Origin of the sequence: Corynebacterium sp. KPL1995, from assembly GCF_000477935.1 — a bacterium.
Taxonomy (GTDB): Bacteria; Actinomycetota; Actinomycetes; order Mycobacteriales; family Mycobacteriaceae; genus Corynebacterium; species Corynebacterium pseudodiphtheriticum.
This window is the reverse complement of sequence record NZ_KI515715.1, coordinates 118,674-131,532: the sequence shown is the minus strand read 5'-3', so window position 1 is coordinate 131,532 and position 12,859 is coordinate 118,674. Positions and strand designations below refer to the sequence as shown.

The window sequence follows — 12,859 nt, the reverse complement described above, 5'->3', positions numbered from 1 at the left end:
CACGAACCACGAACCAGGTAAGAGGAGAACTACTTTCATGTTGAACCAATCCCAGATGCCAACTTCGCGGTACGTGCTGCCGTCGTTCTTGGAGCATTCCGCGAACGGCACGAAGGAAACTAACCCGTATAACAAGCTGTTTGAAGAGCGCATCATCTTCTTAGCGTCCCAGGTTGATGACACCGCAGCTAACGACATCATGGCGCAGTTGTTGGTTCTGGAGTCTCAGGACCCCGACCGTGACATCACGATGTACATCAACTCGCCAGGTGGTTCTTTCACGGCTATGACGGCGATTTATGACACCATGCGTTTTGTCCGCTGTGATGTGCAGACGGTGTGCTTGGGTCAGGCTGCTTCTGCGGCGGCATTGCTGCTGGCTGCGGGCGCACCAGGCAAGCGCGCGGCGTTGCCGAACTCTCGTGTACTGATTCACCAGCCTGCTACGCAGGGCACGCAAGGACAGGTCTCTGACTTGGAGATTCAGGCTGCCGAAATTGAGCGTATGCGTACTTTGATGGAGCGTACTTTGGCAGAGCACACCGGCCGGAGCGCAGAACAGATCCGCATTGATACTGACCGTGACAAGATTCTGACCGCGGAAGACGCCGTGGAATACGGAATTATCGATCGTGTCTTTGATTACCGCAAGGCTAATCACGACTAAAATCTGCCGATCATTCAATTTCGACAGTACCTGCACGACAGCACCCTTCCGATCGTTTCTCGACGGGAGGGTGCTGCTGTATTTTGGCCAACACGCTTTTGGGGTAGTAGATCTTTGCCTGTATTACGCACCTGAGACAACCCATGGGTGTTACACCCAAAAAATGGGGGTAGCTGTGGTGTCAGCCGTACTCGTAGATTGCTGTGAGCACCTCTAAACTCTGTTGGGGGCAATCATTTCACCAGCGCCGGTTTCCGTGAACCAAAAACCGGACACGATGATCCGCCTAATACACACTTAGAGAAACGACCACACAAAGGCACAGGGCAACAGGTATGACACCTTCTAGTTCCAAGACCTATCGTTTAGCAATTGTGGAAGACCACGAACTAACCCGGCAAGGCCTAGAGGCTATGCTTAGTAGTTATTCGGATTTCACCGTTATCGCCAGCGCACCCAGCGTGCCGCAACTTCTCAGTGTCTTAGGTAAAAAGAAGAAAGTCGACTTAGTTCTGCTTGATCTTCGCTTATCGGATGATAGTCGACCGGTAGAAAATGTGGAAAAGATCGAAGAGCTCACCCCGCATATCGTTGTGGTCTCGTCCTTGGAAAGCCCATATTTGCTGCGGCAAGTACTCAGTACCAGCGTCGCGGAAGTATTGAGCAAAACACAACCATCGGAAGAAATTGTGGCCGCTATTCGTCGCACTCTGGGTGGGTGCCCGACGATCTCTACGGAAATGGCCGCTGCGATGGATAGCGATCCTTTACTTGAATCCGTGGACCTTTCCGATAGACAGCGCGAAGTCTTGGAATTATATGCTTCGGGTGAGCCAGCGAAGCGAGTTGCTCGTTTGACTGGTTTGAAACAAGACACGGTTAACGATTATTTAAACCGCGTTCGGCAGAAGTACTCGAGCGTCGGACGCGATACCTTTACGAAGCTGGATTTATACCAGCGTGCCCAAGAAGATGGATTCTTACCCGGGCCGACTGACCCGCACTAACACTCGCATTTGGGTGCTTCGTAATCTAACCGCCGAGAGCCAGGATTGCGGGGGCCTAGCAGGTTTTCAGCCGTCGTAGACCTCCGGGAATGGCACCCGGGTAATCCCAGTACTGTCGGTGGTGATCGTGGCGAAATATTTGCGCCCAGGCGGCAAAATACGGATGGTTACTTTGTCTGGTCCCGCGAAGTTCAGACGCTCCAGCACCAAAGGCACAAGCCGTTCCAGCGCGGCGCCGACATCTCGGCCATCGGATTTACGGCCGACCATGCTGGAATCGCGTTCACTCCGATCATCCAGCAGCAATACCGTAGCGCCGGCCTTCCGTGCATCCCAAGCAGCAGTTTTTATTTCGGGGCGATCCAACAGTGGCGCACGCAGCATGTCGCGGATCGCTAATTCTGTTAGGCGGGCCCTTTCCCGCAACAACGGTGGGGGAGTCTGGAAATGCTGCACAGCTTCAAACACCGGAGCCGCGTGCAACTCAATGCGTTCATGCCAATGTCTGTGCACTAACTGAATCTGCCGTACCCGTGCCGCCTCTGCATAGGCGGTGCGTTTTTCCATACGCAGCCGGGGCAGGTTCTTCAGCAAAGTGTTGGTAGCAAGAAAAACCACCGTGGCTGCCATGACGAGATTTACCTGCACCAAAATATCTGCCAGAGGTGGGCTGGCAATTGCACCGGCGGTGAGCAAGGTGCAGGCTTTCATTAACGCCGCGCTGGCAACGAAGCAGCCGGCTCCCCACAAGATTTGCCCGCGCAAAATCAGAATGCAACAGAGCAAGCTAATGATCGACAACGCCCACAAATTTTCTCGGCCAGCCGCATAATCGACGCGCTGCAACATGCTTAACGGACCTAACATAAGAAAACCGACCGTGAAGACGAAGCGTTTGGTGCCGTCAATATGGGGTGAGCTGTCTAAGACAAGCAGGGCTAAAGTAGCAATGGCGACGGCGGCTGCTGGGATCGCCATCAGGAACTCGCCGGAGTTCACCCACACTGCAGAAACGATGCTGATGACGGCCAGAATTAGGTATGGCCAAGCCCATGATCGGGAAACTTGTGCTGGCTGCAGTAGCTGTTGCTCTAACTTTGCGGCTGTGAGCTGATCTTCGGAAAAATCATTTGCTTGTGCTGCCATGCGCTCATTGAATTGGGATTCTGCGGTGCGCAAGCACCAGCGCACGGTGACGGTTGTGCCGTTGTCAGGCGAAGAGACAATCTGGGCATCGCCGCCATCAATACTGCGCATGCGGTGCAAAATCGATACGTTGATGCCCGCCCGTTGCGGATTACGCGTTGCCATATCGAAACCGCGACCGTCGTCAGAAAATTCAAAAACCAGCTCACCATCGGTGATGTTGATAGCGCAGCTACGTTGACACGAGTCGCCAGCATGCTTCCGGGAATTACGTGCAGCTTCAGTGACAGACAAACGGATGGCTTCGGCTGCAGAATCTTTGATCGTAGAAAAACCAAGGTCGGAACTGCCATTGTGTGCGTCTTGCCCATTGATTGTGATGGAGCAATTTGGGGTGAGATCCTGCACGCTGCAGGTGACGTCGGCAAGCAATTGTTGCAGCGTAATGTCTTCGCCAGTCGCGGGGCGAGAAGGCAACGAACGTACGGCGTCGGCCTGCATATTTTGCCCGCGGGCGATGGCTGAGAGCGAACCCAAAATATGGTCATGGACCAGACCATTGAGGCGTTTGCGCTCGGCAATTGCTGCATGCTTGGACTCGGATTCAGCCAAAGAATCCTGCACCTTCTGTTCAGTCTCGTCGATAGTGCGTGCAACGCGCATCAACGTAACTGCCCCCAGCACAAACGGAATCAAGTTCATGAGTACCGCAAACCCTGTGATCGCTAACAGCTCTGGAATACTCGTGCGCCCGTAGACGAGGGAATGTAATGCACTGGGGAAGACCTGAATCAAGATTGCAACCAGTACCGCTCGTCTAGTCGGGGAGAGCAAAACCACACTGATGGCCAAAACGCCGGTGAAATCGGTAAACCGCAGCACCGCAGGACCCAGGTCGGGCATAGTGTAATACGCCACAGGAAACGCCAGGGTAGCTACCAACAGCACGAGTGCATTGGTATACAGGGAATAACGCAACCAGACCAGCTTGCCGACGATTGCCGATGCCAGCATGAATATCCCGCTCAGGGCCAGCCCGATACTTATGAGGTAGCCGTACCAGTCGCCGATGTAGTTGGAGCCATAGGTGACGTATTGCAATCCCAGGTAGACCAACAGCGCGACCGCCATTGCGGTGCAGCAGATTCGTAGGGTGGTGAGTTCGACGGAATCGTCGCCCATGGCACGCCGGATTCGCCGCAAGAGTGTAGGCAAAAAACGTGCATCGTGTGCAGAGTGTGCATCGTGTTCGATAGAAGCAGTGTCGGCGGCAGAAGCAGAACCAGCAGCAGAATCAGTGCCGGCAGCAGGGCCAATATCGAAAGCGGTGCGGGGAGTAGCCATACAGTAAGTTTTGCATCATGAGTTCGGACTGGTGGCATCGGCTCTACCATCGTGTGGCTACCAGCGAAACGGTGCATGGTGATTACACTAGAGACAATAATCTGGCTGCCTTGTGGCGCCAGAAATATCCTCACGCACCTGTCCACGACCGCGAAACGAGAAGTACGTAAAAGATCCTATGGCACGTATGCAAGAAAGCGCTGATCTGCTGAAGTGTTCCTTCTGTGGGAAGAGCCAAAAACAGGTGAAAAAACTCATCGCCGGTGGCGGTGTGTATATCTGCAACGAGTGCATTGAACTGTGCAACGAGATCATCGAAGAAGAAATCGCTAACGAGCCGGGCGCACAGGAATCCGACGATGCCAAGCGCCTGCCACGGCCGTCGGAAATTTCTGCGTTCCTGGATAACTATGTCATTGGCCAAAACCAGGCCAAACGCATCCTGTCGGTGGCAGTTTATAACCATTACAAGCGCATGCGCGCCGACGAATTTACCCACAGCGGTGCCGGTGGGGGACAGAAAACCTCGGGCCCGAAATATGGCGGGCGGGCCGATTCCATCCATGCGGATGAAGAAGTTGAGATTGCGAAATCCAATATCTTGATGTTGGGCCCTACCGGTTCGGGCAAAACCTACCTGGCACAAACGCTGGCACGCATGCTGGATGTGCCATTCGCGATTGCGGACGCTACTTCGTTAACGGAAGCTGGCTACGTCGGTGAAGACGTAGAAAATATCCTGCTGAAGTTGTTGCAAGCTGCCGATTTTGATGTGGAGCGCGCGCAGCGTGGCATTATTTACGTCGACGAGATTGACAAGATTTCGCGCAAGAGCGAAAACCCTTCGATCACCCGAGATGTGTCAGGTGAAGGCGTGCAACAGGCGTTGCTGAAGATCTTGGAAGGCACGACCGCTTCCATCCCACCGCAGGGTGGGCGTAAACATCCCAACCAGGAATTTATTCAGTTGGATACGTCCAATGTGTTGTTCATTGTTGCGGGCGCTTTCGATGGCCTGGACAAAGTAATCGCGGAGCGCGTCGGCAAGAAAGGTTTGGGCTTTGGCGCAGAGATCGACTCCCGCAAAGACACCGACAACGCGGCGTTGTTCTCGCAGGTGCGTACCGCTGATCTGGTGAAATTCGGCCTGATTCCAGAGTTTATTGGCCGCCTTCCGGTGGTAGCTACGGTGGAAAACCTGGATCGTGCATCGTTGGTACAGGTGCTCACTGAGCCGAAGAACTCGTTGGTTAAGCAGTACCGGAGTTTGTTCGCTATGGACGGTGCCGAGCTGATCTTCGACGACGACGCCTTAGGGGAAATCGCAGATTTGGCGATTGACCGCGGCACTGGTGCCCGTGGCTTGCGCGCGATTTTGGAGGACCTGTTGGTTCCCGTGATGTACGATTTGCCGGATCGGGAAGACATCAACCAGGTGGTTGTCACTGCTGCCGCGGTACGTGGCGACGATGATCCCGAACTGCGTTATTCCGAAAACATGCAATCGGCATAGCAAGCACCAGTCCTAGCGCAAAACCGCGCCCGGGCTGGGCTCGGACTATGCCCTGGGGTAGGGGCTCAAATTGCGGCCTGCAGCTAGGGCTAGGCTGTGGCTGGGTTTAGTCCCAGTACACCCCGAGCCCGCCACCGTCGTGTTCTTCGTCGCTGGTGAATAGATAGGATTCGTGCTCGGAATCTTCGATATTCGAGGTCAAAAACGACAACACAGCATCGATGACGAGTCGCCGAATTCCCACCGAATTGCTTGCTGAAAGCGTATCGACCTGGGCAGTTGTGGCCATCAGGTGCCGGTGATTGAGCCGGAACAAGCTCAGCGAGATGATTATGTAAAACACATCGTTGGCAGAAATACCGGGCCGAAACGCGCCGGCTTCTTGGCCACGTAGCAATACCCGGTCCAGGTGTAGCCCAAGCTCCGATGATTCCATCATGGTGGTGGTAGTTCCGGTTTCTAGCACCGGGTGTAGGGAATCTGCGGCTAACAAGGCGACAGCCTCGCGGTGCGTGTCTAACTGGGTAAACAGGGCGGAGACAATGTGTGCCATGCATTCTGCGGGCACAGGTGAATCGACATTGAGTGCTTCTGCCGGGGGCGTAATCGCTTCCATGCAGGCTGTGATGGCCTGGGCATATAACTCGTGCTTGTCGACGTTTGTTTCGTTACTGGCTGGTTTTTCCCGGGCTATTTTGTCACCCGCCACCCCGGTTGCGTCTGCATTCCCTTCGGCAGCTGAATTCACGAGCCACGAAAAATCTGCGTGCTCGTAACCATTGCGGAGAAATTCGCTGATGATGGCAGACAGCTCTGCGGAATCGTCGCGATTATTCATACGTCTCCAAAGCCAAGTTATCGATCAAACGAACCGGGCCTACCCAGGCTGCGGTCAAGGCTAGCGCTGGGCGGGTATCGGCAGGAACGTCCCGTAAATTTGCTGGGTCGACAACACGGAAATAATCTAGCTCCACCCCTGCGCAACTTGCTAGATGGTCTCTAGCTGCTTCTACGCTAGTGAATTCGCCGTCGCGAAGCCCAAATAAGGTTTGAGATAGGGCTTGGGCAGCGCGTCGCTGTGGCGCGCTTAAGCGTAAGTTGCGACTGGATTCTGCCACCCCGTCTACACCGCGCACTATGGGAAGACCGTGAATAGTCACCGGAATATCCAGATCCCGCACCATGGCTTGGATTATCGCCAGCTGTTGGGCATCTTTGCGCCCGAAATAGGCCCGGTCTGGCTGGATGATCTGAAACAGTTTGGCGACGACGGTTGCGACTCCATCAAAATGTCCAGGCCGGGAGGCGCCTTCTAGAATCTCGCCCATGCGGCCAGTGCGTACCCAGATTTGTGGGTGCTGGTCTGGAGATGCAGAAAAACCCGGGTACATTTCGTCGACACTGGGAGCAAAGACCGCATCGACGCCGAGCGTGCGTAGGAATTCTGCGTCTTGTTCCAGGTTTCGCGGGTAGTTGCGGTAGTCGTCGCAATCACCCAGGTCGGTGAACTGCAGTGGGTTAACGAATACTGATGCGACGACGATGTCGTTGTCGGCGCGTGCGGCGCGCACCAGACTGGCATGCCCGTCGTGCAGTGCGCCCATCGTGGGAACCAAGCCCACCGTGGGAGTCGAGCCTGCAGTGGAAGCTGTGCCCACCGTGGGAGCCGAGCGTGCTTTTGCGCAAAACTCGCGTACGTCAGAGATAGTGTGGAAGACCTGCATTTAATTCTCGTCACTAAATGATTCGGCGTCATTCGGGAACGTACGGGCTGCAACATCCTCGCGGTAAGCACGAGCACCTTTACGCAGCTCGTCGGCAAGATTGGCGTACTGGCGCACGAATCGCGGTGGCGTCCCAGCGCCCAGACCGAAGGCATCAGTCCAGACCAGGATCTGGCCGTCGCACTCGTTACCTGCACCGATGCCGATGGTAGGAATAGGGCAGTCACGGGTGATCTGAGCAGCCAGTTGGCTGGGTACCATTTCCATGACGACGGCGAAAGCCCCCGCTTCTGCCACGGCCTGTGCGTCGGCGTGCAGCTGCGCGGCGGCCTCACCACGGCCTTGTACCCGGTAGCCGCCGAGCGCGTGTTCGGCTTGCGGGGTAAAACCAATGTGTGCACACACCGGAATGCCGGCGTCGACAAGCGCTTTGATGGTCGGAGCTATTTCCACACCACCTTCGATTTTTACCGCCTGCACGCCGGCCTCTTTCATAAACCGCACCGCGGTATCCACGGCTTGGGCTGGCGAAGTCTCATAACTGCCAAAGGGCAAATCGGCGACAACGAATGAGCGGCGGGTAGAGCGCACCACCGCAGCGGACAGGCTGATGAGCTCCTCGGTGGTGATCGGCAAAGTGGAGCTGTGCCCGAACACGACGTTGGCCGCGGAATCTCCCACCAGCAGCAGATCAATCTCGGCGTCGTCGAAAATGCTGGCGGTGAGGCTATCGTAGCTGGTCAGTGCAGTGAAAGGGGTGCCGTTGGCTTTTGCGCGGGAAAAATAATGGGTGCGCAGACGTTTTGCAGGGAGAGACGGTTGGGTAGACATAGGCCGGATTTTAGCAGTGTGGCGGATTATTACTGGGGATCTGCTGGGCAACTCCTGTAGCGCTGCGGCCCAGGTTGCGGGTGGGCGCTAGAATAGGCGCCGTGATGACGGAGAACCAGCAAAACCCAGATGACCGTAATTCCGCAACCGATGCCGCGCCGGGTCGCGACCGTAGCGATCTGCTTGCGAAGAACTGGCAGCCGGGCGAGGTAGAGAAAGATCTTTACGACGCTTGGGAGTCGAAGGGCTATTTCCGCCCGGACGAAGATGCGGACAAGCCTGCTTATTCCGTGGTTTTGCCGCCACCGAATGTCACCGGACAATTGCATATGGGGCATGCGTTGGATCACACGTTGATGGATTCGATTATCCGTCGCAAGCGCATGCAGGGTTTTTCCACGCTGTGGTTGCCGGGTTCGGATCACGCAGGCATTGCTACCCAGACGAAGGTGGAAGCTAAGCTGCGCGAGCAGGAAGGCAAATCTCGCTGGGATTACTCGCGGGAAGATTTCATTGCCAAGGTTTGGGAATGGAAGGAAGAATACGGCGGCACCATCCAACAGCAGATGCGTGCGATTGGTGACTCCGTCGACTGGTCGCGCGAGCGCTTCACCCTGGATGAGGGGCTCTCGCGCGCCGTGCAGCACATTTTCAAGCAGATGTTTGACGCGGGCATGATTTACCGTGCGCACCGCTTGGTTAACTGGTCGCCGGTGCTGGAAACAGCGGTCAGTGACATCGAGGTCGTACACAAAGACGTCGACGGTGAGCTGGTTTCGCTGCGTTATGGCTCGCTTGCCGACGACGAAGATCACGTCATCGTCGCCACTACCCGTGTAGAAACCATGCTTGGCGACGTCGCCGTGGCCGTACACCCGGATGATGAGCGCTATACCCACCTAGTGGGCAAGAAGTTCCCGCACCCATTCCGGGACGATCTGGAGCTGGAAGTCATCGCCGACGACTACGTAGATCCAGAATTCGGTTCCGGTGCTGTGAAGATCACCCCGGCGCATGATCCGAATGACTATGCGATGGGCTTGCGTCACAACCTGGACATGCCCACGGTCATGGATACCACCGGCCATATCGCTGGTACCGGTACCCAGTTTGATGGGTTGAGCCGTGAAGAAGCCCGCGTAAAAGTGCGTGAGGCTTTGGCGGAGCAAGGCCGCATCGTTGCGGAGAAGCGCCCGTATACGCACTCGGTGGGTCATTCAGAGCGTAGCGGGGAACCGATTGAGCCGCGTTTGTCGCTGCAGTGGTTTGTGAAGGTGGACAAGCTAGCACAGATGGCTGGTGATGCCGTGCGTGAAGGCGATACCAAGATTCACCCGACGTCGATGGAGCCGCGCTACTTCGATTGGGTTGATGACATGCACGACTGGACTATCTCGCGCCAGTTGTGGTGGGGCCACCGCATTCCGATCTGGTACGGGCCAGAAGATGAAAACGGCGAGCGTGACATCGTCTGCGTCGGCCCTGATGAGCAAGCCCCAGAAGGCTATGAGCAAGACCCCGACGTATTGGATACGTGGTTTAGCTCTGCACTGTGGCCATTTTCCACGATGGGCTGGCCAGATAAAACCGCTGACCTGGAGCGCTATTTCCCAACCTCGGTGCTGGTCACCGCCTACGACATCTTGTTCTTCTGGGTTGCCCGCATGATGATGTTCGGCACCTTCGCAGCTCAACAGGACCCGGAAACCTTCGGCACGGCTGCTGACGGCCGGCCACAGGTGCCGTTCAAGGATCTCTACCTGCATGGTTTGGTTCGTGATGAGCACGGCCGCAAGATGTCGAAGTCACTGGGCAACGGCATTGACCCAATGGACTGGGTACGCGATTACGGCGCCGACGCTTTGCGCTTTACCTTGGCGCGTGGCGCAAACCCAGGCGTGGATCTGCCGGTGGGTGATGAGGCCGCAGAGGCTTCGAAGCGCTTTGCCACCAAATTGTTTAACGCCACCAAGTTCGCGTTGATGAACGGTGCGGGTATGGGCGAGCTGCCCGAGCGCAGTGAGCTTACCGACGCCGACCGCTGGATCTTGGACCGCACCGAACAAGTACGCGCGCAGGTAGACAAGTATCTGGACGACTACCAATTCGCGAAAGCCAACGAGCTGCTCTACCACTTCGCCTGGGGTGAGCTGTGCGACTGGTACGTCGAGATCGCCAAAACCCAGATCCCACGCGAGGGGGAGTCTGCCCAAGGCCGGAATACCCAGATCGTGCTGGGACGGGTGCTGGACGTGGTGCTGCGCTTGCTGCACCCAACCATGCCGTTTGTGACCGAAGTGACGTGGAAGGCGCTGACCGGTGGCGAATCTCTGGTGGTAGCAGATTGGCCTACCGCAGCTGATACCAACGGTGGGGTCGCGGTTGATGAGGTTGCTGCACGTCGCATTGCCGATGCCGAGGTATTGATTACCGAGCTGCGTCGCTTCCGTGCGGACCAGGGCGTGAAGCCGTCGCAGAAGATTCCCGGAAAGCTGGATTTTGCTGCTGCCGACTTGGTTGGACAGGAAAACCTGGTGCGCAACCTGGCAAACGTGGAAGAACCAGGCGCAGATTTCACCGAGTCTGCTTCCGTTGAGGTGCGTCTCAGCCAGGCCACGATCACCATTGCGGTGGATACCTCTGGTGCCGTGGACGTGGCAGCAGAACGTGCCCGACTGCAGAAGGACCTGAAAAAGGCAGAAAAGGAACTGGCCCAGACCAGTGGCCAGCTGCAAAACGAGAAATTCTTGGCCAGGGCACCACAAGATGTCGTCGACAAGATCAAAGACCGCCAACAGCTGGCACAAGAAGAAGTTGACCGCATCGGCGCGCGTCTGGAGGCACTAGGCTAGTGACAGAAAACGAACACGCAGACCATGATCGTCAACACGCAGACCATGAGCGCCAGAACACAGGCAATGGTCACCAACACACAGACCATTCCGAGAGCAGCGAGTTAGATCAGGACCTCGCCGCCTTGGCCGGCGATGCGGTGGAAGTCGACGAGCACGGGTTGAAACTCAACCTGGGATTGCCGGATGAAGAACGCAACGCGCCAGCCCCGCTGCAAGCCACGCCAGAAGAACTCAGCGCGCTGGCTGCGGTGGAAGCGGAACTCGATACCCGCTGGCCAGAAACGAAGATCGATCCGAGCCTGGAACGCATAGAGTACCTGCTGGATTTATTGGGCAACCCGCAAGAAAACTTCCACGTTATCCACGTCGCGGGTACCAACGGTAAAAGCTCGACGGTGCGCATGATTGATTCGCTACTGCGTGGTTTTCATCGGCGCACTGGCATGTTCACCTCGCCGCATTTACAGACGGTTACCGAGCGCATCTGCTTGGACGGTAACCCGATTCCTGCGCGGGAATACGTGCGCCAATGGGAAGAAATTGAGCCGTTTGTGCAGATGACCGATGCGCATTTCGACGTGCGCTTATCCAAATTCGAGATCCTGACTGCCATGGCTTATGCCGCGTTTGCGGATGCTCCGGTGGAAGTCGCGGTGGTGGAAGTTGGCCTGGGAGGGACCTGGGATTCCACCAACGTGGTGAACCCGGAAGTTTCCGTCGTCATGCCGGTGGGCTTGGACCACCAGAACTACCTGGGTGAGACCATCGAAGAAATCGCGGCGGAAAAAGCCGGGATCATCAAACAACGTGATGACCTGGACGACGTGTTGAAGCCCTCCGAGAACATCGCGATCATCGGAGAACAAGACTCGAAAGCCATGGACGTGATTCTGCGCCGTGCCGTCGAAGTGGAAGCCGGTGTAGCGCGCTATAACAGCGAATTTGGGGTGCTGGAAACCTCCGTCGCTGTAGGTGGGCAGCAATTGCACCTGCGCGGGCTTGGTGGGGAATACCCAGAGATCTTCATCCCTCTTTCGGGTAGTCACATGGCAGCGAACGCCTCGTGCGCACTGGCAGCGGTAGAAGCGTTCTTTGGAGCTCGCGCCGGGCACGGGCTTGACCTGGATACTGTGCGGGAAGGCTTCCGCACCGTGTCGGTGCCGGGCCGTTTAGAACGCGTGCGCACCTCGCCGACTACGTTCATCGATGTAGCGCACAATCCACATGGTGCGCAGGCACTGGGTGCGGCGCTCTCGCGTGATTTTAATTTCCAGCGTCTCATCGGCGTAGTAGCCGTATTCGACGACAAAGATGCCAAGGGCGTATTGCTGGCTTTGGAACCGCACCTGGATGAAGTGGTTATTAGTCAAAACAGCTCTCCGCGAGCTCTGGACGCATATACGCTGGCGGAATACGCCGTGGAAATCTTTGGTGAAGAGCGCGTGCACACTATCGACGACCTGCCTGGTGCCTACGCGCTGGCCGTGGAATTGGCAGAAGATGCCGAGGTGCAATCGGGCTCTGGCATCGTGATCACCGGCTCGGTGGTTACCGCTGGGGAAGCCCGCACGCTATTTGGAAAGGAACCGTCGTGACAGATCAGAATTCCCGCCACGACAATAACCGCCGTGACCGCCGCGACAGCCGCGACAAAGCCCGGCAGGATAGTGGCCGGCAGGGTAGCGCCCGCGAGGATAGTGCCCGCCGCGTTACTGGGGCGGCTGGCAGCCGCGCTGCCGAGTACGGCCCATTGGGCCCAGGCAAAGCGCCGG

General features: G+C 56.6%; 9 protein-coding genes. 5 read left to right on the top strand and 4 right to left on the bottom strand.

Annotated features, from left to right (window positions below):
• The first annotated feature begins 37 nt into the window (after positions 1–37).
• Together HMPREF1292_RS00545 and HMPREF1292_RS00540 are read left to right on the top strand one after the other, a co-directional pair.
• The gene (locus tag HMPREF1292_RS00545) at positions 38–667 is read left to right on the top strand and encodes an ATP-dependent Clp protease proteolytic subunit (protein ID WP_021353592.1); all 630 of its coding nucleotides are present in this window, start codon (positions 38–40) and stop codon (positions 665–667) included.
• Positions 668–1,002: 335 nt separating this feature from the next.
• Positions 1,003–1,674, top strand: coding sequence for a response regulator transcription factor (locus HMPREF1292_RS00540; RefSeq protein ID WP_021353593.1), 672 nt, complete (start codon positions 1,003–1,005; stop codon positions 1,672–1,674).
• A gap of 66 nt (positions 1,675–1,740) precedes the next feature.
• Here the strand turns inward: HMPREF1292_RS00540 and HMPREF1292_RS00535 are convergent, their stop codons facing one another.
• Complete coding sequence (locus HMPREF1292_RS00535; protein ID WP_023018286.1) at positions 1,741–4,164, bottom strand: sensor histidine kinase; 2,424 nt, start codon at positions 4,162–4,164, stop codon at positions 1,741–1,743.
• A 178-nt stretch (positions 4,165–4,342) separates the two neighbouring features.
• On the opposite strand from HMPREF1292_RS00535, the gene clpX reads away from it, so the two are divergent.
• Positions 4,343–5,677: an ATP-dependent Clp protease ATP-binding subunit ClpX gene (gene clpX, locus HMPREF1292_RS00530; RefSeq protein ID WP_021353595.1), complete on the top strand. Its 1,335-nt coding sequence runs from the start codon at positions 4,343–4,345 to the stop codon at positions 5,675–5,677.
• A 106-nt stretch (positions 5,678–5,783) separates the two neighbouring features.
• Here clpX and HMPREF1292_RS00525 read toward each other — a convergent pair whose 3' ends face one another.
• Genes HMPREF1292_RS00525 through panB form a run of 3 tightly spaced genes read right to left on the bottom strand, consistent with a single transcriptional unit; the run spans position 5,784 to position 8,232 of the window.
• Positions 5,784–6,515 (bottom strand): hypothetical protein, encoded by a 732-nt coding sequence (locus HMPREF1292_RS00525; RefSeq protein WP_021353596.1) that lies wholly within the window; start codon positions 6,513–6,515, stop codon positions 5,784–5,786.
• Positions 6,508–7,401 carry a pantoate--beta-alanine ligase gene (gene panC, locus HMPREF1292_RS00520; protein ID WP_023018285.1) on the bottom strand — a complete coding sequence of 298 codons (894 nt, stop codon included), beginning with the start codon at positions 7,399–7,401 and terminating at the stop codon, positions 6,508–6,510. The genes HMPREF1292_RS00525 and panC overlap by 8 nt, the downstream gene beginning before the upstream one ends.
• Positions 7,402–8,232: a 3-methyl-2-oxobutanoate hydroxymethyltransferase gene (panB, locus tag HMPREF1292_RS00515; RefSeq protein WP_023018284.1), complete on the bottom strand. Its 831-nt coding sequence runs from the start codon at positions 8,230–8,232 to the stop codon at positions 7,402–7,404. It abuts the gene before it with no gap.
• A 104-nt stretch (positions 8,233–8,336) separates the two neighbouring features.
• Here panB and HMPREF1292_RS00510 point away from each other — a divergent pair, with 104 nt between their 5' ends.
• Positions 8,337–11,084, top strand: a complete 2,748-nt coding sequence (locus HMPREF1292_RS00510; RefSeq protein WP_023018283.1) for a valine--tRNA ligase — start codon at positions 8,337–8,339, stop codon at positions 11,082–11,084.
• Positions 11,084–12,682 carry a folylpolyglutamate synthase/dihydrofolate synthase family protein gene (locus HMPREF1292_RS00505; RefSeq protein ID WP_023018282.1) on the top strand — a complete coding sequence of 533 codons (1,599 nt, stop codon included), beginning with the start codon at positions 11,084–11,086 and terminating at the stop codon, positions 12,680–12,682. Before HMPREF1292_RS00510 ends, HMPREF1292_RS00505 begins: the two co-directional genes overlap by 1 nt.
• The last annotated feature ends 177 nt before the right edge of the window (positions 12,683–12,859 follow it).

Bases quoted from the DNA above. Each gene is read 5' to 3' on its own strand.
- HMPREF1292_RS00545 (WP_021353592.1), top strand. From the start codon at position 38: ATGTTGAACCAATCCCAGATGCCAACTTCGCGGTACGTGCTGCCGTCG.
- HMPREF1292_RS00540 (WP_021353593.1), top strand. From the start codon at position 1,003: ATGACACCTTCTAGTTCCAAGACCTATCGTTTAGCAATTGTGGAAGAC.
- HMPREF1292_RS00535 (WP_023018286.1), bottom strand. From the start codon at position 4,164: ATGGCTACTCCCCGCACCGCTTTCGATATTGGCCCTGCTGCCGGCACT.
- clpX (WP_021353595.1), top strand. From the start codon at position 4,343: ATGGCACGTATGCAAGAAAGCGCTGATCTGCTGAAGTGTTCCTTCTGT.
- HMPREF1292_RS00525 (WP_021353596.1), bottom strand. From the start codon at position 6,515: ATGAATAATCGCGACGATTCCGCAGAGCTGTCTGCCATCATCAGCGAA.
- panC (WP_023018285.1), bottom strand. From the start codon at position 7,401: ATGCAGGTCTTCCACACTATCTCTGACGTACGCGAGTTTTGCGCAAAA.
- panB (WP_023018284.1), bottom strand. From the start codon at position 8,232: ATGTCTACCCAACCGTCTCTCCCTGCAAAACGTCTGCGCACCCATTAT.
- HMPREF1292_RS00510 (WP_023018283.1), top strand. From the start codon at position 8,337: ATGACGGAGAACCAGCAAAACCCAGATGACCGTAATTCCGCAACCGAT.